This window comes from Mesobaculum littorinae (assembly GCF_004011175.1).
Taxonomy (GTDB): Bacteria; Pseudomonadota; Alphaproteobacteria; order Rhodobacterales; family Rhodobacteraceae; genus Tranquillimonas; species Tranquillimonas littorinae.
On record NZ_RQXX01000001.1, the window covers coordinates 1,026,969 to 1,049,115 of the forward strand.

Here is a 22,147-nt window from a genome sequence, read left to right on the forward strand (position 1 = left end):
GCGAGGCCGGTTGCCCCATGGGCCGATCACCGGCGGCATTCCCCTTTGCCGCCCATGGGGTTAGGGTCGCCCGCATCAGGCCCCGGACCGCCCGCGCGGCCGGAGCACCGCAACGGGGGACGCATGACGGGACACTTGCCGCACACAGGCCGGCCCGATCCGGGACTGCGCCCAGGTGCCCCCGCGATCGCCCCGCGCATCTTTGCCCTGGCCGCGACGCTGCGCCGGTCGTTCAACGCCGAGGCCGCGCCACGCACCGGGCTCAGCCACGAAAAGGCGCGAATCCTCATTCTGATCGGAGATTTCCAGCCGGTGCAGATGGCCGACCTCGCCCAGCACACCTCGCTCGATCCCGGCCAGCTCAGCCGCGGTATCTCCGAGCTGGTCGCGGCCGGCCTCGCCCGGCGCGAGGCACGGGGACGGACGCGCGTGCTGTCGCTGACGGAGGCGGGCGCACCGGTCTATGCCGAGCTTGGCGCCTATACCGCCGCCCGCAACGCCGAGCTGTTGCAAGACCTCGACACCGCCGCTCAGGCCGGCCTTTGCCACGCGCTGGACCTGATCCTGTCGCGGGCCGACGCGATGCTGGACCGCGACCGCGACGGTCCCCAAGACGGACCCCGCGACGGACCCCGGGCCGAGACCGCCCGCCCCACGGGAGGGCACGGGGAATGACCGCCCGCGTCGCCCCCGGCATCGACTGGAACGATGCCTTCGACAACTCGGGCCACGTGCCCGGCGCCGAGGCGCTGCTGGCGGCGATGTCCGACGCCGCCGCGGCCTTTCGCGCCGCCCATCCACCGCAAGTTCTGGCCTATGGCCCGGGCCCGCGCCAGAAGCTTGACCTTTTCCACCCGGACGGCCCGGCGCACGGCCTCGTGACCTTCATCCACGGCGGCTACTGGCGGTCCTGCGACCGCGCCGATTTCTCGCACCTCGCGCAGGGCGCGCTGGCGCGGGGCTGGATGGTTGCCCTGCCCTCCTACACCCTCGCGCCCGAGGCCGGGATCGGGCGGATCGGGCAGGAGATCGCCGCCGCCATCGCCTGCGCGGCCGAAAGGACCGGCGGCCCGATCCGCATCGCGGGCCACTCCGCGGGCGGCCATCTGGCCCTGCGCATGGCCTGTGCCGAAGGCCCGCTGGCCCGCGCCCTGCGTCCCCGGGTGGCGCGTATCCTCGGGATCAGCGGCATCTACGACCTGCGCCCGCTGCTGCTGACCGAGATGAACGACACACTTCAGCTGACACCCGACGGCGCGGTTGCCGAAAGCCCCGCGCTGACGCATGGCCTGCCCGTACCCGTCACGCTCTGGACCGGGGCGGCGGAACGGCCCGAGTTCCTGCGGCAGGCCCGGCTGATGGCCGAGGCCTGGCCGGACTGCACCGACCACTACGCGCCGGGCCAGCACCATTTCTCGGTGATCGACGGGCTCGCCGATCCCGACCACCCCCTGACCGAGGCACTTTTGACATGACGTTTCCCCGCAAGGACCTCTTCGATCTGCCCGCGGGCGTGATCTATCTCGACGGCAATTCGCTGGGCCCCCTGCCCGCGACAGCCGCCGCGCGCGCGGCGCAGGTCGTCAGCCACGAATGGGGCCAGGGCCTGATCCGCGGGTGGAACGACCACGGCTGGATGGACCTGCCCGAACGGCTGGGCGACCGGATCGCACCGATCATCGGCGCGCCCGCGGGGTCGGTCGTCGTGGGCGACACGCTGACGATCAAGGTCTACCAGGCCTTGTCCGCGGCCCTGTCCCTGCGCCCCGACCGCCGCGTGGTGCTGAGCGACAGCGGCAACTTCCCCGCCGACCTCTACATCGCCGAAGGCCTTCTGGGCCTGCTGGGCGAAACCTACGAGCTGCGCATCGTCGCGCCCGAGGACGTGGCCGGCGCCATCACCGACGACATCGCCGCGGTGCTTCTGACCGAGGTCGATTATCGCACCGGCCGCCGCCACGACATGGCCGATCTGACAGCGCGCACCCACGCGGCAGGCGCGGTCTCGATCTGGGATCTCGCGCATAGCGCGGGTGCCGTGCCTCTGGACCTCGAGGGCTGCGGGGCCGAGTTCGCGGTGGGCTGCAGCTACAAGTTCCTGAACGGCGGACCGGGCGCGCCGGCCTTCATCTACGCCCGTCCCGACCTGGTCGAGGGCCTTCGCCCGACGCTGGCGGGCTGGCTGGGCCACGCCGCGCCCTTCGCGTTCGAGCAGGGCTACCGCCCCGCGCCCTCCGTCTCGCGCCTGCGTGTCGGCACACCGCCGGTGGTGCAGATGAGCCTGCTGGAGGAGGCGCTGAAGATCTGGGAGGGCGTCGACATGACCGCCCTGCGCGCCCGCGCGATCGACCTGTCAGAGATCTTCATCACCGAGGTCGCGGCCCGCTGCCCCGACCTCACCCTCGCCTCCCCGCGCGAAGCGGCGCGGCGCGGCTCGCAGGTGTCGTTTTCGCATCCTCAGGGCTATGCAGCGATGCAGGCCCTGATCGACCGCGGCGTGATCGGAGACTTCCGCGCCCCCGACATCATGCGCTTTGGCATCACCCCGCTTTACCTCGACGAAGGCGACATCCGTGCCGCGGTGGACGTGCTGGAAGAGGTGATGACCAATCGGCTCTGGGACGATCCGAAGTACCTCGAGCGGAAGGCGGTGACGTGATCTTTTGCATTTAACTAGGTGTCATGATGAACTAAAAACTACAGATACTGAGAAAATTGCATCCATGACGAACGCAAAAATTTACCTAGCGGAACTAAAAAATGGATAAAAATAGCAGGGAAGAATATTAGTAAAGCGAAACTCAACCCGCAAATCGCTCCGCTTTTCCACTTGAGAAAATCTTCTCTTTTAAGACGTTCACAGAAAATCGGACGATCCGCATAACGCAAAAACTTCTTGAATATTGAGGCTTCAAGTTTAGCGCGCTCCCAGTCGTGCTTCAGCAATATAGAAACTCTCTTCGATACCTTACCCGCACAGGTCTCCTCTAATATAGATCGATCCATGTCATCGGAGGGGTTCAGGTTCATACGAATTTCATCACGTAACAGCTGAGCTTTCGTTTCTTCTTTGTCCCGCATCGCAGAGGCAAGCCCTAGAGCAAGTTTCCGCATTTTATTACGCCACTTGCGGCGCTCGTCTATAACTGCGCTGGCATGTATATTTCTGACCGCCGCAAAATAAGTTATTACAGATCCAACAATTGCTCCGATTGCCGCATGCCATATCACATTGTACACTACTTTATTTCTTTCTTTTTTTGAAATTCATTTAGCAAACACCACCCTAGTTCGGGAACAGGTCCGGCACGATCGTCACGACGCCGGGGAAGAACCACAGCAGCGCCAGCCCCAGCACCTGGATCAGCACGAAGGGGATCACGCCGCGGTAGATGTGGCCGGTCGTGACGCTCGGCGGGGCTACCCCGCGCAGATAGAACAGCGCAAAGCCGAAAGGCGGGGTCAGGAACGAGGTCTGAAGGTTCACCGCGATCATGATCGTGACCCACTTGGGATCGAGCGTGCCGCCGTAGATTACCGGGCCCACGATGGGGATCACGATGTAGATGATCTCGAGGAAATCCAGCACGAAGCCCAGCACGAACAGCACCAGCATCACGATCAAGAACACCACCCATTCCCGGTCGAAGCTGCGCAGGAAGTTCTGGATGTACTCCTCGCCCCCGAAGGAGATCACGACAAGGTTCAGAAGCTGCGAGCCGATGAGGATGGTGAAGACCATGCTGGTGACCTTCGCCGTCTCGCGCACCACCGGCGTCAGAACGCCGCCCGCAAAGAGCACCCAGCAGGCGTAGAGCAGCCCGAAAATCGCGAAGAGATAGCAGGCCTGCGCGGCGAGAAAGGCGATCCAGTCGCCGGGCGAGGTCGTCCCGACACCCACGCGCAGGTCGAAGTTCACGCCCAGAAGCAGCATCACCACGATGGCGAAGGCCGTCAGCAGGATGATCCGGCCCGACCGCCCCTCGTCGTGCAGCCGGCGGTAGGCGGCCAGCAGGATCGCGCCCCCGGCCCCCAGCGCCGCGGCGGGCGTGGGGTTGGTGATGCCGCCCAGGATCGAGCCCAGCACCGCGACGATCAGCACCAGCGGCGGAAAGACCACGCGCAGCAGGTCGTTGCGGGCAAGGTAGCGCACGGCCCGGCCGCAGCCCCACAGGGCAATCCCCACGGGAATGGCCAGGATCAGCACCGTTGCCCCGGACGACAGGGTCGGCCCGATCAGGAAGACGTCGGCCAGAAGCGCCAGCAGGATGCCCGCCGCGCCGATCGCCAGCGGCCGCCCGTTGGCCGAGGGGGCGACGCCGCGCGCCGTGGTCAGGATCAGCCCCAGCACCAGCATCGCCAGCGCGATGCCCGTCCCGATCGGTGCGCGGCTGGCGATCATCTGCGCCGTCGCCTCGGCCATCTCGTCCTCGGTCAGGGCGCGGCTCTGTTCGACCGGGCCGCCATTGGCCCGGGCTTGCGTCACGGCCGCGTCCCACTTGTCCTGCCCATGCAGCTCGATCATGGCGTCCTGACAGGCAGGCGAGACGTTGGTGCGCAGGCCCGACTGGGCGGCGACCTCGGTATAGCTCGCGACATAGACGGACTGGCTGCCGACAAGGTTCAGGCTCATCGCCAGCACAAGGCCGCCGATCAGCACGATGGGCGCACCCAGGAACCAGGTCAGTGCCTCGTGGCGGGTGATGATTTCGCCGCCCGTCACATCCTCGCCCACCGCGACAGGCGGGGCCTTGGACGGATTGAAGACGGCGTAGGTAAAGGCATAGAGGCCATAGAGCACGGCCAGCAGCACACCCGGCAGGATGGCAGCCTGGAACAGCGTCCCGACCGACACGACAGCCGCCTGGCCCAGGTAGGTCAGCGCGTCGCCGCAGCCCACCGCCTGCGCCCGCGCATCCTGGGCCGAGGCATAGATGTCGCCCGCGAGCGTCCCCAGCAGCACGATCACGATCGAGGGCGGGATGATCTGGCCCAGCGTGCCACTGGCGGCGATGACGCCGGTGGCCAGCTGCGGCGAATATCCGTTGCGCAGCATGGTTGGCAGCGACAGCAGGCCCATCGTCACCACCGTCGCGCCGACGATGCCGGTCGAGGCGGCGAGGAAGGCGCCCACGACCACCACCGACACCGCCAGGCCGCCCGGCAGCGGCCCGAAAACGCGTGCCATGGTGGTCAGCAGGTCGTTGGCAATCTTCGACCGTTCCAGCACGATGCCCATCATCACGAACATCAGCACGGCCAGCAGAGTCTCGATCGACTGGCCGGCGAGGACGCGTTCGTTGATGCGGTTGACGATGAAGCTGAGGTTGCGGTCGACGGCCAGCTCCCACCCGCCGGGAAAGATCGGCTCGGAGATGCGCGGCAGGTCGGGGTATCGGAACTTCGATATGTTGATCGCGCGCTCGCCCTCGGCCAGCAAGGCGCGATAGGCCTCGGACGAGGTGTCGACCGCCTGATGGATCAGGATGCCGGCGCTGTCGAGCGCGGCGATGATCGCGAAGGAGATGACCGCCGCGCCACCAATGGCGAAGGCCACCGGAAACCCCGACAGGATCGCGCCGAAGAGGCACAGGAACACGATGATGAGGCCAAGCTCGACGCCGTCCAGACCGAAAAGCATGTGGTGCGGGATCCCTTAATGCGTGCCTTCGAAGGCCGTCTCGCCCGCGCCCAGCGTGTCGCGGTCGAGGTAGCGGCCTTCGGCCAGCGGCCCCCCCTTCCATTCAAGGTAGGAGCGGTAGAAGAATGCGATGGCCTGCAGGAAGATCAGCCCGGCGAAGAGCACGAGCAGGATCTTGAACAGGAAGTAGGCGTTGAAGCCGTTCGGAGAGAACCCGATCGTCTCGACATTCCAGCGGATGGCGCGGGCCTTCATCAGCGTCCGGTCCAGCGTGTCCGAGGCCGAGACCTTGGGCGTCACGAGATGGCGCCAGAGGAAGAACCACGAATACATCCAGACGACGGCGGCGAAGGGCATCATGAACAGCAGGCTGCCCACCATGTCGATCACCCGTTTCGTGGCGTGGCTGACCGGCGAATAGACAAGGTCCACGCGCACGTGCCCCCCTTGGACAAAGGTGTAGCCTGCGCAAAGAGTGACGATCAAGGCATTGTAAAGCTTGAGTTCCTCGGACCACCAGGAGACGTCGAACTGGAAGACCGAGCCGAAGCCGACCGAGATCGACGAGGCGGCGAAGACGCGCTGCATGAAGACGATGACGATCTGCTGGATCACCATCAGAAGGCCCGCCCAGGCAAACAGGCGCCCAAGCCCGTTGGCCATGCCTTCAAGACCCCGCACGCAGCCCCACATGAAGCGGTTCGACCAGAGGCCCACGGCAGTGACGACGAGAAAGGCCACGAAGACCACGAAGAAGAACTCGACCGACCCGCCGTAGTAGATGAAGCGCATCAGCGCCTCGCCGTTCGACCAGTCGAGCCAGAGCCCCGGATGCGTGATGGCATAGAAGAAATGCCAGAAGGCGAGCCCGATTTGGCTCACCAGCCAGATGATGAACTCCATGACGCTGCGGTGCCGTCCCCTCTGGGCGCAGGTTCACCCTTGCCCTTGACCTCTGCATGATCCGCCGCGGCCCCAAAGCCGCGAGCGGAGGGCCCGGCGCGCACCGATGGGCACGCCGGACCGGTTCGGCGCTGGCCTACATCTCGCCCATGACGCGGTTGCGCTGCTGCGAGAAGGCGCCTTCGGACATCTGGATCCACGACGTCGTCGAGCGCAGCGACTCCATGTAGCTGTCATGGGTGCGGGCGTAGAGATCGTCGTCCATGTTCTCCTGCAGAACCTCGGCCGAGGCAGTGCCAAGCGCATCCCACACGCTGTCGGGGAACTCGAAGGTGCGCACGCCGCCCGATTGCAGCTGTTGCAGGGCCCGGCCGTTATTGGCCAGGAACAGCGACAGCGTCCACTGGTGGCTTTCGGCGGCCGCCATCTCGATGATCTTCTGGTGCGCGGGCGACAGGCTTTCGAAAACGTCGCGGTTGGTGGCAAGGCTCAGCCCCGGTCCCGGCTCGTGGAAGCCTGCGGTGTAATAGATATCGGTAATCTCCTGGAAGCCCGCCGACTGGTCCGACCACGGCCCGATCCACTCGGTCCCGTCGATCGCCCCCGAGGACAGCGCCTGATAGACCTCGCCGCCCGGCAGGTTCTGAACGCTGGCGCCCAGCTTGCCCAGCACCTGGCCGCCCTGCCCCGGCATCCGGAACCGCAAACCCTGGAAATCCTCGGGGCCCGTGATCTCGTTCCGGAACCAGCCGCCGGACTGCGCGCCGGTATTCCCGGCGAGAAAGGACTTCAGACCGAAGATCTGCCCCAGCTCGTCATGCAGCTCCTGCCCGCCGTTCTGGTAGTACCAGACCGCAAGCTCCTGCGCGGTCATGCCGAAGGGCACCGAGGCAAAGAAGGCATAGGCCGGGTGCTGCCCCAGGAAATAGTAATCCACGCCGTGATACATGTCTGCCTGACCCGCGGTGACGGCATCGAAGACCTCGAACGCGCCGACCAGTTCGCCCGCGGCCTTGAGGTCGACGGTCAGCTGGCCATCCGACATCGCGCCGATCGTGTCGGCCACGTGCTGCGCGCTGTCATGCACCCCCGCCAGACCCCGCGGCCAGGTCGTGACCAGCGTCAGCGTGCGGTTGCCCTGGGCGATGGCCGGTGCGGCAAGGCCGGACGCCGCAGCCGCCGATCCGCCAAGCGCCGACGTCCGCAGAAATGATCTACGATCCATGAATTCTCCTCCCATGTCGCCCGCCCTTTGACGGGCGGATCCTTGCTAGTACGTCCGAGCCTAGCGCAGAGATTGTCGATCCGGGAACACAGAATTTACGTCGATTTGCGCAAAAGCTTGACCTGACGTAACGTCGCCACGCCACATCCTCTTGATTGCTCAGATCCTCCCTCCGTTTTGGCCCGCACCTTGCGCGCGCGAGGGCCGGACCTAGGTCGCGGTCCGGCGCGCCCCGCCGCAGCGGGGCCCGGGACGAGGAGACGGCACATGACGCGTGGTGACGACAGGCACACCCCTTGGTGGCGCGACAAGGTGGGCTACCAGATCTATCCGCGCAGCTTTGCCGACAGCAACGGCGACGGCATCGGCGACATCCCCGGCATCATCGACCGGCTGGATCACCTCGACCGGTTGGGCGTGGGCTTCATCTGGCTCTCGCCCGTCTACCGCTCGCCCATGGTCGACAACGGCTACGACATCTCGGACTACCGCGACGTGGCGCCGGAGTACGGAACACTCGACGATCTCGAGCGGCTGCTGGCCGAGGCGCGCGCCCGTGACATCGGCATCGTCATGGACCTCGTCGTCAATCACTCCTCGGACCGCCACGTCTGGTTCGAAGCCGCGCGCGCCGACCGCGGAGCACCGACGCGCGACTACTACATCTGGCGCGACCCGGCCCCCGACGGCGGCCCGCCCGACGACAGGCGGTCGTTCTTCGGCGGGCCCGCCTGGACGCTCGCCCCCGAAACGGGGCAATACTACCTGGGCCTCTTCTCGCCCGCCCAGCCCGACCTCAACTGGCGCAACCCCGCGCTGAGGGCCGAGATCTACCAGATGATGAACTGGTGGCTGGACCGCGGCATCGCAGGGTTCCGGATGGATGTCATCGACCTGATCGGCAAGGATATCGAGACGGGCGAGATCGAACAGGGCCCCTACCTGCACCCCTATCTGCAAGAGATGCACGCCGCCACTTTCGGCCCCCGCGACGTCGTGACCATCGGCGAAAGCTGGAACGTCAGCCCCGAGACGGCGCTGCTTTACTGCGGCCGCGACCGGGCCGAGCTGGACATGGTGTTCCACTTCGAACACATCGTGCAGGACTGGGACCCGGAGGTCGGCAAGTGGCGGCCGCAGCCCTTCTCGCTGCCGAAGTTCAAGGCCGTCTTTGCCCGCTGGCAGGAGGCGCTGGCCGAGGATGGCTGGAATTCGCTCTTCCTGTCGAACCACGACCTGCCCCGGCAGGTATCGCGCTACGGCGACGACAGCCCCCGCTGGCGCGCCGCCTCGGCCAAGATGCTGGCCACCGTCATGCACCTGATGCGCGGCACGCCCTTCATCTACCAGGGCGAAGAGATCGGCATGACCAATGCCGATTTCACCCGCATCGACCAGTTCCGCGACCTGGAAACCCTGAACCTCTATGCCGAGCAGACCGCCAAGGGGATGAGTGTCGAGGACTTCATCGCTGGCGCCAATGCCAATGGCCGCGACAACGCGCGCACGCCGGTGCAATGGACCGGCGGACCGCAGGCAGGGTTCACCACCGGCAGCCCCTGGATCGGGATCAACGCCAACCACGCCTCGGTCAACGTGGCCGCACAGCAGGACGATCCCGACAGCGTCCTGTCGCACTACCGGCGCCTTGTCGCGCTGCGCAAGCAGCATCCGGTCATCGTCGAGGGCCGCTTCGCGCTCTGCCTGCCGGACCACCCGGCCATCTTCGCCTACACCCGCACCCTGGGCGCCACACGCCTCTCCGTCGCGGCGAACTTCACCGACACCGCGCAAGAGGTCGAGGTTCCCGCCGAGCTTGCCGCCAGCGGCACCACGCTGATCGCGACCGCGGGTCCCCGCGCCGCGCTCGAAGGTCGCATCACCCTGGTCCCGTTCGAAGCCATCGCGATCCTCCAGCCCGGCTGACACTTTCGCGGGCGCGCTGTTTCTTCTCTTCCCAAATACTCCCGCCGGAGGCATCGACCGCTCAACCATCGACCCGGCAGCCATGGGGGCCCCGCCCCTCTTCCACCCCGACATCGCGAAATATTGTTGCGCATACCTCGCCCGTTCATGACATTTGCATCCGAAAATCCCCGCCTTGCGGTTGACGCCCCCTGCCAAAGCCCATAGGGAGTCGTCTACGAAGTGGGAGCCCCTGGCATGGACAGCCTTGTTGTCATCGTAGGAAAGTGGCGCATGGGCCGGTAACGGCAGACCATAACGGTTTCCCATGCGCCCCCGGATCACCCCCGGGGGCTTTTTTGTTGCCGTGGCCGGCAGTCGGGCCGGCGGCGCGTTGAGCGGAGAGAAGACGATGGATGGTCAGATGACCGGCGCGAAGATGGTTGTGCAGGCGCTCAAGGATCAGGGGGTCGACGTCGTGTTCGGCTACCCCGGCGGCGCCGTGCTTCCGATCTATGACGAGATTCACCAGCAAAACGACATCCACCACGTCCTCGTCCGGCACGAACAGGGCGCCGTGCACGCGGCCGAGGGCTATGCCCGCTCGACCGGCAAGCCCGGCGTCGCCATCGTGACCAGCGGCCCCGGCGCGACCAACGCGGTGACCGGCCTGACCGATGCGCTGATGGATTCGATCCCGATCATCGTCATCTCGGGCCAGGCGCCCACCTTCATGATCGGCACGGACGCGTTCCAGGAGGCAGATACCGTCGGCATCACCCGCCCCTGCACCAAGCACAACTGGCTGATCAAGGACACCGACCGGCTCGCCAACACCCTGCACGAGGCATTCCATGTCGCGATGTCGGGCCGCCCCGGCCCGGTCCTGGTGGACATCCCCAAGGACGTGCAGTTCGCCACCGGCGGCTATGTGCAGCGCACCGACATGAAGACGCATTACGCGCCCCCGACGCTGGGCGATGCAGCGTCCATCGAACAGCTCGTCACCGCGATCGAGACGTCCGAGCGCCCGGTGCTCTACACCGGCGGCGGGGTCATCAATTCGGGCCCCGAGGCCAGCCGCCTCCTGCGCGAATTCGTCGCCGAAACCAATATGCCCATCACCTCGACGCTCATGGGCCTCGGCGCCTACCCCGCCTCTGGCGAGCGCTGGCTGGGCATGCTGGGCATGCACGGGCTTTACGAGGCCAACATGGCGATGCACGGGTCCGACCTGATGATCTGCCTCGGCGCGCGCTTCGACGACCGGATCACCGGTCGCGTCGATGCCTTCTCGCCCGGCTCCACCAAGGCGCATATCGACATCGACCCCTCGTCGATCAACAAGGTGATCCGCGCCGACATCCCGATCGTGGGCGACATCGCGATGGTGCTGGCCGAGGTGCTGCGCGTCTGGCGCGAGCGCGGGTCGAAGACCGCCGACCACTCGGCCTGGCTGGACCAGATCGCCAAGTGGAAAGCCAAGAACTGCCTGCGCTACACCGACAGCAAGACCACGATCAAACCGCAATACGCGCTGCAGCGGCTTGAGGCGCTGACCAAGGATCGCGACCGCTACATCACGACCGAGGTCGGCCAGCACCAGATGTGGGCGGCACAGTTCCTGGGCTTCGAAGAGCCCAACCGCTGGATGACGAGCGGTGGCCTCGGCACCATGGGCTATGGCTTCCCCGCCTCCGTGGGTGTGCAGATGGCGCATCCGGACAGCCTGGTCATCAACGTCGCGGGCGAAGCGTCGTGGCTGATGAACATGCAGGAAATGGGCACCGCCGTGCAGTATCGCCTGCCGGTCAAGCAGTTCATCCTGAACAACGAACGCCTCGGCATGGTGCGCCAGTGGCAGGAGCTTCTGCACAACTCGCGCTATTCGCAAAGCTGGTCCGAGGCGCTGCCCGACTTCGTCAAGCTGGCCGAGGCCTTCGGCGCCAAGGGGATCCTGTGCAAGGATCCCGCCGACCTCGACGACGCGATCATGGAGATGCTGGACTACGACGGCCCGGTGATCTTCGACTGCCTCGTCGAGAAGCACGAGAACTGCTTCCCGATGATCCCCTCGGGCAAGCCGCACAACGAGATGCTGATCGGCGAGGTCGCGACCGAACAGGCCATCGAGGCCGGCGGCGCGGTGCTGGTGTAAGGAGCAGGTCATGGCACAACTGAAGATCGAACAGGGCTCGACAAGCCACTCCGCCTACAACCTGCGCCCGAGCTTCTCGGACGTCGAGGAACGGCACACGCTGGCCGTTCTGGTCGAGAACGAGCCCGGGGTCCTGGCCCGCGTTATCGGGCTCTTCTCCGGGCGCGGCTACAACATCGAAAGCCTGACGGTGGCCGAGATCGACCATACCGGGCACCGGAGCCGCATCACCATCGTCACCACCGGCACGCCGCAGGTGATCGCCCAGATCAAGGCACAGCTGGGCCGCATCGTGCCGGTGCACGAGGTTCACGACCTGACCGAAGAAGGCCGCAGCGTCGAACGCGAACTCGCGCTCTTCAAGGTGCGCGGCCAGGGCGACAAGCGGGTCGAGGCGCTGCGGCTGGCCGATATCTTTCGCGCCAGCGTGGTCGACACGACGCTGGAAAGCTTCGTGTTCGAAATCACCGGCACGCCGGAAAAGATCGACGCCTTTGCCGATCTGATGCGCCCGCTGGGGCTGGTCGAGGTTGCGCGCACCGGGGTCGCCGCCCTGTCACGCGGGGCTGCCTGACCATGTGATCCCTACGCAGGGTTCATTTGATCTTTGCCAATGATCCATATGGCCCTATATATGGGGTCATATGGAGGCATCGCCCATGCAGAATCTCGTCAAGGAACGCGCGTCGGACGACATGCAGGCCGTCGGACTGAAGGCGGTGGCCCGCATCGCCGAAGCATGGGCGCTGCCCCTGCGCGACGCCGCGGCGCTGGCCGACATGTCGGAATCGACGTGGAAACGCGCCCGCCGCCCCGGCTACGCGGGTGATCTGACACGCGACCAGATGCTGCGGCTTTCCGCGCTGGTGGGGCTTTACAAGTCACTTGAGCTTTACTTCGACGCGCCGCTGGCCCGCAGCTGGATCACCCGGCCCAACACCGGGCCGGAATTCGACGGCGCGCGCCCGGTCGACGCGATGATCCGCGGCGGCCTGCCCAAGATCCTGCGCGTGCGCGGCTATGTCGATGCGCTGCGGGGCGGTGCCTGAGCCCCGATGCCCAGCCCCGTGTCAGACGCCCCGCGCCCCGCCCGCATGGACCTGTCCCCGGACCTGCCGGACGCCCTGCGCCTGACCTCGATCAACGACCGGGCGCTGGTGCGCCTGATCCCCGAGACCTATCACAAGCCGCCGGTGCTGCGCGGTCTCGTCGATACCGAGGCCGAGGCCGCGATCCTGGCCGAGCTTGAGGGTCAGACCAGCGACCGCCTTATCGCCGAACGCGAAGGGGCGCGCGGGCTCGACCGGCGCGAACTGGTCTTCGCGCGGCGGGCCCAGGACCTGCAGGTCTACGGGCAAAGCCATATCAACGCGGCCTTCACCTATACCCGCCCCACGGGCAACCGGTTCAACGACGGTGATCGGGGCGCGTGGTATTGCAGCTACCACAGCCTGACCTCGGCCGAAGAGGTGGGGTTTCACCGAACCCGAGAGCTGGGCTTTGCCGGCGTCTACGAAGACAGCGCCCGCTATGTCGAGCTGTTGGCGGATTTCATCGGCGATTTCCCCGACCTCGCCGACTGCACAGATCACCCCGCCCTGTCGCCCGACACCGGGCCGGGCTACGCCGCGGGGCAGCGGCTGGCGGGCGCGCTGCGCCGCGCGGGCCATCGCGGGCTGCTCTACCCCTCGGTCCGGGCGCCGGGCGGACGCTGCTTCGTGGCCTTCGACCCCGGCGTCGTCCAGAACGTGCGCCCCGGCGCGGGATGGACCCTGCGCTGGACCGGCACGCCCGAGTTCAGCATCGCCGCGACACCGTCGGCCTAGGCCACGGTCCGGCCTGGGCCACCGGCCCGCCCGTGCCCCGGTGACCTTTCCACCGACCCGCCGCACGTCCGGCCACGACGCGCGGGCCCGCACGACCGCCCGGGCAAGCCCGGCGTCCCGGCGTGCACCGCACCGGAACGGCTCCGGCGCCCGCCGGGCATTCGAGGATTGGGCAGCGCCCCGGCACTGACGGCCGATGAGCGGGCGCGGCCCGTCCCGGCAGGGCCCGGTGGCCGACGGGCGTCGCGACGCCCGTGCCCCGGCCTGCGACCTCAGGCGCCGGTGTTGGCGCCCATCATGCCCTCGATCTCGGCCATCGCGAAGTCCAGCGTCGCGGCATCGGTCAGCACCCCGTCCTCGACCTTCTTGCCGGCCTGCGGGATCACCACCTCCATCCCCGGATGGACCTGCGCCAGCATGCCGCCCAGCACGTATTTCAGGTGCGCCTGCGCGCGCACGCCGCCCAGCGCGCCGCCCGACACGGTCATGACAAGGCAGGGCTTGCCCTTGAAGACCGACCCGTAGGCCGGGCGCGAGGCCCAGTCGATCGCGTTCTTCAGCACCCCGGGGACCGAGTAGTTGTACTCCGGCGTGACGAAGACCACGCCGTCCGCCGCGCCGATCGCCTCGCGGAACGCGGCGGCGGCGGCGGGTTCGTCCAGATCGGCGTTGTAGTGCGGGATGGTGCCGATCTCGGCCAGCTCGGTCGTGGCCCGCCCCTCAAGCCGCTGCATCAGCGCCCGCGCGGTCGCGGTGGCCGAGGACGCCGCGCGCAGCGAGCCGGAGACGAAAAGGATACGGGGCATCAGGCGGCCCTCCTGTCATTGGTCATGGGTCATCGCGAGGAGCTATCACAGGCACTGCCTGTTGTCAGACCTCGAGGCGGTGCAACCGTGCCGCAACCCCTGTGCGGCCCCGCCTGTCCCCCGTCTGCCCCCGTCTCTCCGAGGCCCGGCCCGTCCCGGCGTGATGCGCCCCCTTAACCGAAGCGGCGGCGCAGCGCTGCGGCGGCAAGGTGATCTACGGCGCGGTGCAGCGCGATGGCCAGGACCGCCAGCACGACCAGGGCGGCGAACATCAGGTCGGTCTTGGCCCGCCCGTTCGCCAGCAGCATCAGGTAGCCCAGCCCGCGCGAGGCGCCGACCCATTCGCCGATCACCGCGCCGATGGGGGCATAGACCGCCGCCAGCTTCAGCCCCGACAGGAACCCCGGCAGGGCGGCGGGGATGCGCAGATACCACATCTGTCGCCAGCCCCCGCCCCCCATGACCCGCGCCTGCGCGAGCCAGGGCGCCGGCGTCTGCAACAGCGCGTCGAGGAACGAGGACGTGACCGGGAAATAGATGATCAGAAGCGCCATCGCGACCTTCGACCCCAGCCCGTAGCCGAACCACAGCGTCAGGATCGGGGCCAACGCGAAGACCGGGACCGCCTGAGTGAAGACCAGGATCGGCCCGATGGCCCCGCGGGCGGCGGGCGACAGCGCCAGCGCCACGGCCGACAGCCAGCCCAGCACGGCGCCCAGGCCCAGGCCCAGCGCGACCTCCAGCCCCGTCACGGCCGCGTGCCCGGCGATCAGGCCGGCATTGTCCACCAGGGCCGCAGCCACCCGGACCGGCCCGGGCAGAATGAAGGACGGCACCTGCCACAGCCACACCGCCCCCTGCCACAGCACGAGGCCGAGCAGCAGCGGTAGCGCGGGCCGCAGCGCCTTCACGCGGGACGCCCCGCTGCGCGGACGGCCGGGGTGGCGGGATGTGACGGCAAGCCTGCGGGCACCGGTTCCGGTGCGGGCCCGAACCGGCAGCGGTCGTCATGCGGCGCGCGGCGGCACCCCGGCTTCGGCCATTGTTCCTCGGTTGCGCACGGGGCGGCTCGGCGCCCTCCACGAGATGGGGCCGCCGCCCCTGAACACCCCCACCCCGTCATGTCAGGCCCTCCGCGGACGGAGCTGCCGCGGGCTGGCACTCGCACGCCAGCAGGTGCCGGGTCAGGGCTCCGGTCGCTTCCAGCGTTTCCGGCGCGTCGGGGGGGCGCGGTGCGGGAGCGCGCGGCGGGGCAAGCTCGGTCAGCCCCCGGTGCGTCAGCAGAAGGATATGGTCGCCCAGCCGCGCGGCCTCGGCCGGATCATGGGTGACGTGAAGGATGGTGCGCCCCCGCAGCAGCGCGGCGGCAAGGTCCTGCATCCGCACCCGCGTGGCGATGTCGAGGGCCGAGAAGGGTTCATCGAGCAGCACCACGGGGCGGTCCTCGATCAGCGTGCGCGCCAGCGCGACCCGCTGCCGCTGCCCGCCGGACAGCGCGCGGGGCTTGCGCGCGGCCATCCCCGATAGGCCCACCCGCTCCAGCATCGCCTCCGCGGCACGGGTATCGGGCGTCTCGCCGCGCAGGCGGGCGCCGATAAGCAGGTTGTCGCGGGCCGTAAGCCAGGGCAACAGCATGTCCGCCTGCGCCATCAGCGCCACCCGTCCTGCCAGGGGCGCACCGTCGGCGGCCCCGAGATCGCCGGCAAAGGAGATCCCGTCGGCGATCCCCGCCAGGAGGTGCAAAAAGGTCGACTTCCCCACGCCCGACGGCCCCAGCAGGCAGGTCCACCGCCCCGGCGCCACGGCAAGGTCGAGCGGACCGAAGAGCGTCTGCGCGCCAACCCGGGCCCGGCCCCGCAGCCTCAGTCCCGGCGGCGCGCGACGGTCGGGGCCGACCGGCCCATTTTCCGGGCGCAGAATGCAGGGCGGGTCGGTGCGGTCGACACCAGCCCGCTGGCCATAGGGTCCGGGCCACGCCCTAGGCATCAGGAGACATCCCGGTAGATGCCCGGCAAGCTGCCGGGTCGCCGGGGTAACGGGTCTCCGGCGGTGGTAGACGCAGGGCCCGAGAAAACGGTCCCCTCCCCGGGATCGTTGTGCGCGCGCTCCCCTGGTCGCTGGACCAGCCTCCCCGTCGCTCCAAAGGCTGCCGGGCATCGACGGGCCCCGGGGAACCGCCGCAAAACCCCCGGCGCGGAGGAAGGACGGCATCTGCCTTGCCTGCCGCATACGCCGCCTGACCGACCGCCGCGGCCGCGAAAACCGTGGCCCGCCCCTCGCAATACGTGGGCAGCCGTCCCGCCGAGGGCTTTCTACCCGACATCCCGACCGCCTCTCCCCCGGCCTTTGGTGCCCGGAGGGAGGTCCGGCATTCCGCCCCCCCCCCCGCTTATTAGTGCGGCCACGTGGCGTGCCCTTGACCGTCCCTTGAGCCATCCAGCGCGCGGTACCCGGAGGGAAGTCCGGTATCCCGCCCACCCGCGTTCTCGTGCAACCGCATGGCGCCCCCTTGTCCGTCCCTTGCGACACCCGGCCCGTGGTACCCTAAGGGAGGTTCGGCATCCCGGCCCTCCGCATCTTCGGGCGACCGCCTGAGGCCCCCTTGGCCGTCCCTTGCGGCCCCGGCACAAGAGCCGGCGACGCCGACGGCCCCCTCCGCATACCGCTTGCGGGGTCACGGACGCAGACCCATGTCCCAGAACCCCACCTCGAGCCGGGTCGCGGTGGCGAACCTGTCGCACAGCGACGCCCAGCGCGGGCTGTCCTGCATCCCGGGGCCCAACCGGCGGGCCACGGCGCCGTCGATCAGGCCACCGACCCGGGTGCAAAGGTCCTGATAGCCGGGCCCCCCGTAGGTTTCGATCCAGTCGCGATAGGGCGTCTCGCCCGCCTCCGCCAGAAGCCGCGCGCCGATCTCGCCATAGCCCAGGACGCAGGGCGCCAGCGCCGCCAGCAGGTCGAGCAGGTCGCCCGCGTGGCCGGCATCCAGCACGTAGCGGGTATAGGCCAGGGTCGCGGGGGCCTCCTGCGTGGCGAAAAGCGTCGCCTCGTCCAGCCCTTCTGCCGCGCAGGTCGCGACATGCAGGCGCATCTCGTCGTCTATCAGTGCATGCAGCGTCGCGGCGCAAAGACGCATGTCCTCGATGTTGTCGCACTTGGTCGCCGCCAGCGCCCAGGCGCGCGAGAAATGGACGAGGAACACGTAGTCCTGCCGCAGGTAGTGCAGGTACGCCACGCGCGGCAGGTCGCCCCGCCCCAGCCCCGCGACGAAGGCGTGGCGGGTATAGGCGTCCCAAGCGGGCCCCGCAGCCGCGCGCCACGCAGGGAATGTCGCGCCGTAGCTCATTCCCCCGCGCCCTCCTGCGGGGCGGAAAGCGCCGGATCGATCTCGATGGCGAGGCCGGACACCGGGCGCGTTCCGGTCACCAGGCCCGCGCCCTCCAGGAACGCTTCGAACCGCACGTAGCGCCCACGGTCCAGCGCGGCGGGACGCAGCGCGAAGCGGGGCAGCGTGTCTGCCCAGGCCGCCCGGTTCAGATCGTCATCCAGCTCACCCGCGTAGCCGGCGAAGACCTCCCACGCCTTGTCGGGATGGTTCAGCATGTAGTGCCTGGCCTTCTCGGTCGCGGCGAGGAAGCGGGCGACACGGTCGGGGTCCATCAGTTCGGGGTTGGCGACGTAGATCAGCTCATCATAGATCGGCACGCCATGCTCCTCGGGGTAGAAACAGCGACCGGCGACGCCCTCGATCTTCATCTGGTTCAACTCGAAATTGCGGAAGGCGCCGATCACCGCGTCGACCTGCCCCGCCATCAGCGCGGGCGAGAGGGCGAAGTTCACGTTGACCAGCTCGACATCGTCGAGCGTCAGGTCCGCGCCGCGCAGCATCGCCGCCAGCATCGCCTCTTCGACGCCGGCGATGGAAAAGCCGATCTTGCGGCCCTCGAGGTCGGAAAGGTCGGCCACCGGACCGTCGTCCCGCACCAGCAGGCAGTTGAGGGGCGAGGCGATCAGCGTGCCGACACGTTGCAGCGGCACCCCCTCGGCCACCTGCAGGTGCAGTTGCGGCTGGTAGGACACCGCAAGGTCGGCCCGCCCGGCCGCCGCCATCTTGGGCGGATCGGCCGGGTCGGCGGGCGCCACGATCTCGACGTCCAGCCCGGCATCCTCGAAATAGCCCAGCTCTTCGGCCAGTATGATTGGCCCGTGGTCGGGGTTCACGAACCAGTCGAGCGCCACGGTCATCTCGTCCTGCGCGATCGCGGGGCTGGCAATAAGGGTGGCGGCACAAATCGCGGCACGGATCATCGAAGGTCTCCTTCCAATCGGGTGTCGCCGAGGGCGACGAGGGTGATGTCGCCGTCCCAGACGGCGGCGAGACGGCGGGCGGCGTTCCAGGAGCGCTGGCCCGAGCGGCAGCAGAGAACCGCGCGCTGTCCCGGCTTCGGGCGCGGCCCCTCGGCACCAATGGCCTCGACCGTCAGGCGCCGCGCCGCCGGGTGGGCCAGCGGCCCCTCGTCGGGGCGGCGCAGGTCGACGACGAAGTCATCTGCCCCGATCCGGTCCGCCGCGATGAAACGGTGTGCATGCTCGGGTTCGGGAGCACCGGAAAAACCGAACCCGCCCATCCGCCACGTCGCGGCATCGAAGCTTGCGACCCGGCCCAGCGGGCTTGGTTCCAAGCCTGCCGCGACGGCCAGCGCCATCTGCGCCTGCAGCGCGCCGATCACGCCAACCACCGGGCCCAGCACGCCGTCCTCGGCGCAAGAGCCCAGCCTGTCGGGCAGATCGGGAAACACCGCGCGCAGCGACGGCGCCCCGCCGCAGAACCCGCCCGCGTACCCCTCGCGCCCGACGACCGAGGCGTGGATCAGCGGCAGTTGCGCGTCAAGGCAGTGGTCCGACAGGATGTAGCTGACCGCAAAGCTGTCGGCGCAGTCCAGAACCGCGGCAGCGCCCTCGGCCAGCTGCGCGACGTTGCCCGGGTCGAGCGCGCCGATCACCGGGTCGATTCGGGTGTCGGGGTTGAGGGCGCGCAGCGTCTCGGCCGCCGCGACGGCCTTGGGCTGGCCCAGATCGGTCTCGCGGAACAGCGTCTGGCGATGCAGGTTGCCGCGATCCACCCGGTCGGGATCGACCAGGCGGATCGCCCCCACGCCGGCACCCACGAGGTATTGCAGCACCGGCGCCCCGAGACCGCCGGCGCCCACGACCAGCAACGTCGCACCGCGCAGCCGCGCCTGCGCCGCGGGGCCGACCCCCGGCACCGCCACCTGTCGGGCATAGCGGGTCATCGCGTGGCCTCGATCCAGGCGCGGATGCGGGCCTCGGGGTCGCGGTTCAGGGTGATGTCGGTGACGACCGACACGATATCGGCCCCCGCGGCAAAGGCCTCTGCCGCGCGCGGCACGCTCAGCCCGCCGATGGCGACGAGGGGAAGATCGCCCACCGCGGCCTTCCATGCGCGCACCCGGTCCAGCCCCTGTTCGTGCCAGCGCATCTGCTTGAGGATCGTGGGCCAGACAGGCCCCAGCGCCACGTAGGCAGGGGCGCAGGACAACGCGCGGTCAAGCTCGGCCTCGTCGTGGGTCGACAGGCCAAAGGCCACCCCCGCCCGACGCAGCGCGGGCAGGTCGGCGGTCTCCAGGTCCTCCTGCCCCAGGTGCACCCAGTCGCAGCCCAGATCGATCGCGAGGCGCCAGTGGTCGTTGACCACCAGCGTCGCGCCATGCCGACGGCAGAGATCCCGCGCGGCGGTCAGGGCCGCGCGCAGCTCGGGCTCGGGCCTGTCCTTGATCCGCATCTGCACGAACCGCACGCCCAGGGGCAGCGCCCGGGTCAGCCACGCGGGATCGTCGAAGATCGGGTAGAACCGGTCCGTCGGCCGCCGGGCGGCCCCGTCATGGGGGCCGCCGGTAGGTGCATCGGGGGTCGCGTCGGGCGGCATGGCGGCCGTCATGACAGCACCGCCAGTCCCAGTTGCGGGGTCGAGGGCGCGGCCATGTCGCGCGGCTCCATCGGATCGGCCTCAAAGGCCAGCCGCCCCGCGCGCAGCGCCAGCGCAAAGCCTTCGGCCATCGCGGCCGGATCGCCCGCCCGGGCGACGGCGGTGTTCAGCAGCACCGCGTCGAACCCCAGCTCCATCGCATGGGCGGCCTGGCTGGGCAGGCCCAGCCCTGCGTCGATCACCATCGGCACGTCGGGGAACTGCGCCCGAAGCGTACGCAGACCGTAGATGTTGTTCAGCCCCAGCCCGGTGCCGATGGGCGCCCCCCAGGGCATCAGCACCTCGCAACCCGCCTCGATCAGCCGCCCGCCCAGCACCCCGTCCTCGGTGGTGTAGGGAAAGACGCGAAAGCCGTCGTCCGAGAGTATCCGCGCCGCCTCGACCAGGCCGAAGGGATCGGGCTGCAGCGTGTCCTCGTGGCCCACGACCTCAAGCTTGATCCAGTCGGTGCCGAAATACTCGCGCGCCATGTGGGCGGTGGTGACGGCCTCGCGCACCGAATGGCATCCGGCGGTGTTGGGCAGGACCGGCACGCCCATGTCGCGGATCAGCTCCCAGAACGCCGCGCCGGCGCCGTCACCCGCGCCCTCGCGGCGCAGCGAGACGGTGGCGATCCCCGCGCCCGAGCGCAGGAAGGCGTCGCGCAGGATCCCGGGCGACGGGTACTGTGCCGTGCCCAGCATCAGCCGCGATCCGACCTCGGTACCGTAGAAGACCGGCATGACTCAGCCCCCCTGCCGCGGTGTCAGGACCTCGACCCGATCGCCGGGGGCGAGAAGTCGGTCGCGCAGGGGGGCGGGCACGAAGGTCTCGTTCACCGCCGTGGCGACGCGGGCCTCGCCATAGCCCAGCTCGTCCAATGCCGCCGCCAGCGTGGTCGCGGCGATATCGCGGGGTTCACCGTTCAGCATGATCTGCATGGTCTGCCTTCCGTGGATGTGCCTAGGATCATGTCCGCCGCCCGCCGCGCCATCGCGGGCGCCAGCAGAAAGCCGTGGCGGAACAATCCGTTGACGTGGATGGTATCGCCCTGCCGCAGCACACGCGGCAGGTTGTCGGGAAACGCCGGGCGGGCGTCGGCGCCGATCTCCAGAACCTCCGCCTCGCCGAAGGCGGGGTCGAGCGCGTAGGCCGCGCTGAGCAGTTCGACGACCGACCGCAGGGTCGCGGGCCCGCGTGCGGCGCTTTCGATCTGCGTCGCCCCCAGCATGTAAAGGCCATCGCCCCGCGGCACGATGTAAAGCGGGTGGCGCGGGTGCAACAGCCGCACGGGCCGGTCGAGCGTCACACCCGGTGCCCGCAGCACCGCCATCTCTCCCCGCACGCCCCGCAGACCGGGCAGCAGAGGGCAAGAGGCCAGCCCGCGGCAATCGACGGTCAGCTCTCCGGGGGCCGTGTGCCCCGCGTGCGGATCACCGGCCCGCCCGGGGTCGGTCGGCAAGGCAATACGCGTTGGGTCGCCCATGCCAGCGTCGGCTGCACGTTCGCGGCCAGTGTCTGCCTGCCCGCCCTTCGCGCCCGGCAGGGGGGCGCCGCCGGTCACGAGCCGGGAACGGGTTTCCGACCCGAGCCGGTCCGGCGACCGCTCTTCGGCGACCGCCCGTCCGACGGCAATTTCGACCCCGGCACCGCCCATCGGCGCGCCGGCCACCCGGCCGGCGGCCTCGCCGGTGGCG

The 22,147-nt window shown here is 68.8% G+C and carries 21 protein-coding genes and 1 pseudogene; 8 read left to right on the plus strand and 14 right to left on the minus strand.

The features are described from left to right. Nucleotides 1-123: 123 nt before the first annotated feature. From EKE94_RS04705 to kynU, 3 genes are read left to right on the plus strand one after another with little or no spacing between them, the layout of a single operon-like run. Nucleotides 124-675: a MarR family winged helix-turn-helix transcriptional regulator gene (locus EKE94_RS04705; protein ID WP_164870825.1), complete on the plus strand. Its 552-nt coding sequence runs from the start codon at nucleotides 124-126 to the stop codon at nucleotides 673-675. After that, nucleotides 672-1,475 carry an alpha/beta hydrolase gene (locus EKE94_RS04710; protein ID WP_127905399.1) on the plus strand — a complete coding sequence of 268 codons (804 nt, stop codon included), beginning with the start codon at nucleotides 672-674 and terminating at the stop codon, nucleotides 1,473-1,475. Before EKE94_RS04705 ends, EKE94_RS04710 begins: the two co-directional genes overlap by 4 nt. Beyond that, nucleotides 1,472-2,659, plus strand: coding sequence for a kynureninase (gene kynU, locus EKE94_RS04715; RefSeq protein WP_127905400.1), 1,188 nt, complete (start codon nucleotides 1,472-1,474; stop codon nucleotides 2,657-2,659). The genes EKE94_RS04710 and kynU overlap by 4 nt, the downstream gene beginning before the upstream one ends. A gap of 38 nt (nucleotides 2,660-2,697) precedes the next feature. On the opposite strand, the gene EKE94_RS04720 is transcribed toward kynU, so the two are convergent. The 4 genes from EKE94_RS04720 to EKE94_RS04735 form a co-directional block, all read right to left on the minus strand. Further along, nucleotides 2,698-3,240, minus strand: coding sequence for a hypothetical protein (locus EKE94_RS04720; protein WP_127905401.1), 543 nt, complete (start codon nucleotides 3,238-3,240; stop codon nucleotides 2,698-2,700). A 46-nt stretch (nucleotides 3,241-3,286) separates the two neighbouring features. Next, nucleotides 3,287-5,641, minus strand: coding sequence for a TRAP transporter large permease (locus EKE94_RS04725; RefSeq protein WP_127905402.1), 2,355 nt, complete (start codon nucleotides 5,639-5,641; stop codon nucleotides 3,287-3,289). A gap of 15 nt (nucleotides 5,642-5,656) precedes the next feature. Then, a complete protein-coding gene (locus tag EKE94_RS04730) occupies nucleotides 5,657-6,544 on the minus strand; it encodes a TRAP transporter small permease subunit (protein ID WP_127905403.1) in 888 nt (295 codons plus the stop codon). 136 nt (nucleotides 6,545-6,680) lie between these two features. Then, nucleotides 6,681-7,769: a TRAP transporter substrate-binding protein gene (locus tag EKE94_RS04735; protein WP_127905404.1), complete on the minus strand. Its 1,089-nt coding sequence runs from the start codon at nucleotides 7,767-7,769 to the stop codon at nucleotides 6,681-6,683. 267 nt (nucleotides 7,770-8,036) lie between these two features. Here EKE94_RS04735 and EKE94_RS04740 point away from each other — a divergent pair, with 267 nt between their 5' ends. The 5 genes from EKE94_RS04740 to EKE94_RS04760 all read left to right on the plus strand — a co-directional run bounded on the left by EKE94_RS04740 (nucleotide 8,037) and on the right by EKE94_RS04760 (nucleotide 13,658). Beyond that, a complete protein-coding gene (locus EKE94_RS04740; RefSeq protein WP_127905405.1) occupies nucleotides 8,037-9,695 on the plus strand; it encodes an alpha-glucosidase in 1,659 nt (552 codons plus the stop codon). 391 nt (nucleotides 9,696-10,086) lie between these two features. Beyond that, entirely contained in the window at nucleotides 10,087-11,832 is a 1,746-nt protein-coding gene (locus tag EKE94_RS04745; protein WP_127905406.1) for an acetolactate synthase 3 large subunit, read from the plus strand. Between the two features lie 10 nt (nucleotides 11,833-11,842). Continuing rightward, entirely contained in the window at nucleotides 11,843-12,406 is a 564-nt protein-coding gene (ilvN, locus tag EKE94_RS04750; RefSeq protein WP_127905407.1) for an acetolactate synthase small subunit, read from the plus strand. An 85-nt stretch (nucleotides 12,407-12,491) separates the two neighbouring features. Then, entirely contained in the window at nucleotides 12,492-12,881 is a 390-nt protein-coding gene (locus EKE94_RS04755) for an antitoxin Xre-like helix-turn-helix domain-containing protein (protein ID WP_127905408.1), read from the plus strand. Between the two features lie 75 nt (nucleotides 12,882-12,956). Continuing rightward, nucleotides 12,957-13,658, plus strand: coding sequence for an RES family NAD+ phosphorylase (locus EKE94_RS04760; RefSeq protein WP_127905489.1), 702 nt, complete (start codon nucleotides 12,957-12,959; stop codon nucleotides 13,656-13,658). A gap of 272 nt (nucleotides 13,659-13,930) precedes the next feature. On the opposite strand, the gene EKE94_RS04765 is transcribed toward EKE94_RS04760, so the two are convergent. The 10 genes and pseudogenes from EKE94_RS04765 to EKE94_RS04810 form a co-directional block, all read right to left on the minus strand. After that, on the minus strand, nucleotides 13,931-14,464 hold the full coding sequence (locus EKE94_RS04765; RefSeq protein WP_127905409.1) for an NADPH-dependent FMN reductase: 534 nt from the start codon (nucleotides 14,462-14,464) through the stop codon (nucleotides 13,931-13,933). Nucleotides 14,465-14,637: 173 nt separating this feature from the next. After that, complete coding sequence (locus EKE94_RS04770; protein ID WP_127905410.1) at nucleotides 14,638-15,375, minus strand: ABC transporter permease; 738 nt, start codon at nucleotides 15,373-15,375, stop codon at nucleotides 14,638-14,640. Nucleotides 15,376-15,583: 208 nt separating this feature from the next. Then, nucleotides 15,584-16,450 carry an ABC transporter ATP-binding protein gene (locus EKE94_RS04775; protein WP_127905411.1) on the minus strand — a complete coding sequence of 289 codons (867 nt, stop codon included), beginning with the start codon at nucleotides 16,448-16,450 and terminating at the stop codon, nucleotides 15,584-15,586. A gap of 688 nt (nucleotides 16,451-17,138) precedes the next feature. Further along, nucleotides 17,139-17,810 (minus strand): TenA family protein, encoded by a 672-nt coding sequence (locus tag EKE94_RS04780; RefSeq protein WP_127905412.1) that lies wholly within the window; start codon nucleotides 17,808-17,810, stop codon nucleotides 17,139-17,141. Beyond that, complete coding sequence (locus EKE94_RS04785) at nucleotides 17,807-18,772, minus strand: ABC transporter substrate-binding protein (RefSeq protein ID WP_206615006.1); 966 nt, start codon at nucleotides 18,770-18,772, stop codon at nucleotides 17,807-17,809. Before EKE94_RS04785 ends, EKE94_RS04780 begins: the two co-directional genes overlap by 4 nt. Continuing rightward, nucleotides 18,769-19,758 carry a HesA/MoeB/ThiF family protein gene (locus EKE94_RS04790; RefSeq protein WP_127905413.1) on the minus strand — a complete coding sequence of 330 codons (990 nt, stop codon included), beginning with the start codon at nucleotides 19,756-19,758 and terminating at the stop codon, nucleotides 18,769-18,771. Before EKE94_RS04790 ends, EKE94_RS04785 begins: the two co-directional genes overlap by 4 nt. Then, nucleotides 19,755-20,423, minus strand: coding sequence for a thiamine phosphate synthase (locus EKE94_RS04795; protein ID WP_235855894.1), 669 nt, complete (start codon nucleotides 20,421-20,423; stop codon nucleotides 19,755-19,757). Before EKE94_RS04795 ends, EKE94_RS04790 begins: the two co-directional genes overlap by 4 nt. Continuing rightward, nucleotides 20,420-21,193: a thiazole synthase gene (locus tag EKE94_RS04800; RefSeq protein WP_127905414.1), complete on the minus strand. Its 774-nt coding sequence runs from the start codon at nucleotides 21,191-21,193 to the stop codon at nucleotides 20,420-20,422. The genes EKE94_RS04795 and EKE94_RS04800 overlap by 4 nt, the downstream gene beginning before the upstream one ends. A gap of 3 nt (nucleotides 21,194-21,196) precedes the next feature. Beyond that, entirely contained in the window at nucleotides 21,197-21,391 is a 195-nt protein-coding gene (thiS, locus tag EKE94_RS04805) for a sulfur carrier protein ThiS (protein WP_127905415.1), read from the minus strand. Then, nucleotides 21,376-21,852: pseudogene (locus tag EKE94_RS04810) on the minus strand (FAD-dependent oxidoreductase); the annotation flags it as partial. The pseudogene EKE94_RS04810 and the gene thiS, both read right to left, overlap by 16 nt. Nucleotides 21,853-22,147: the final 295 nt, after the last annotated feature.

Bases quoted from the DNA above. Each gene is read 5' to 3' on its own strand.
- EKE94_RS04755 (WP_127905408.1), top strand. From the start codon at position 12,492: ATGCAGAATCTCGTCAAGGAACGCGCGTCGGACGACATGCAGGCCGTC.
- EKE94_RS04745 (WP_127905406.1), top strand. From the start codon at position 10,087: ATGGATGGTCAGATGACCGGCGCGAAGATGGTTGTGCAGGCGCTCAAG.
- EKE94_RS04795 (WP_235855894.1), bottom strand. From the start codon at position 20,423: ATGACGGCCGCCATGCCGCCCGACGCGACCCCCGATGCACCTACCGGC.
- EKE94_RS04740 (WP_127905405.1), top strand. From the start codon at position 8,037: ATGACGCGTGGTGACGACAGGCACACCCCTTGGTGGCGCGACAAGGTG.
- EKE94_RS04735 (WP_127905404.1), bottom strand. From the start codon at position 7,769: ATGGATCGTAGATCATTTCTGCGGACGTCGGCGCTTGGCGGATCGGCG.
- ilvN (WP_127905407.1), top strand. From the start codon at position 11,843: ATGGCACAACTGAAGATCGAACAGGGCTCGACAAGCCACTCCGCCTAC.
- EKE94_RS04790 (WP_127905413.1), bottom strand. From the start codon at position 19,758: ATGACCCGCTATGCCCGACAGGTGGCGGTGCCGGGGGTCGGCCCCGCG.
- EKE94_RS04800 (WP_127905414.1), bottom strand. From the start codon at position 21,193: ATGCCGGTCTTCTACGGTACCGAGGTCGGATCGCGGCTGATGCTGGGC.
- kynU (WP_127905400.1), top strand. From the start codon at position 1,472: ATGACGTTTCCCCGCAAGGACCTCTTCGATCTGCCCGCGGGCGTGATC.
- EKE94_RS04730 (WP_127905403.1), bottom strand. From the start codon at position 6,544: ATGGAGTTCATCATCTGGCTGGTGAGCCAAATCGGGCTCGCCTTCTGG.
- EKE94_RS04765 (WP_127905409.1), bottom strand. From the start codon at position 14,464: ATGCCCCGTATCCTTTTCGTCTCCGGCTCGCTGCGCGCGGCGTCCTCG.
- EKE94_RS04785 (WP_206615006.1), bottom strand. From the start codon at position 18,772: ATGATCCGTGCCGCGATTTGTGCCGCCACCCTTATTGCCAGCCCCGCG.
- EKE94_RS04705 (WP_164870825.1), top strand. From the start codon at position 124: ATGACGGGACACTTGCCGCACACAGGCCGGCCCGATCCGGGACTGCGC.
- EKE94_RS04710 (WP_127905399.1), top strand. From the start codon at position 672: ATGACCGCCCGCGTCGCCCCCGGCATCGACTGGAACGATGCCTTCGAC.
- EKE94_RS04725 (WP_127905402.1), bottom strand. From the start codon at position 5,641: ATGCTTTTCGGTCTGGACGGCGTCGAGCTTGGCCTCATCATCGTGTTC.
- EKE94_RS04775 (WP_127905411.1), bottom strand. From the start codon at position 16,450: ATGCCTAGGGCGTGGCCCGGACCCTATGGCCAGCGGGCTGGTGTCGAC.
- EKE94_RS04780 (WP_127905412.1), bottom strand. From the start codon at position 17,810: ATGAGCTACGGCGCGACATTCCCTGCGTGGCGCGCGGCTGCGGGGCCC.
- thiS (WP_127905415.1), bottom strand. From the start codon at position 21,391: ATGCAGATCATGCTGAACGGTGAACCCCGCGATATCGCCGCGACCACG.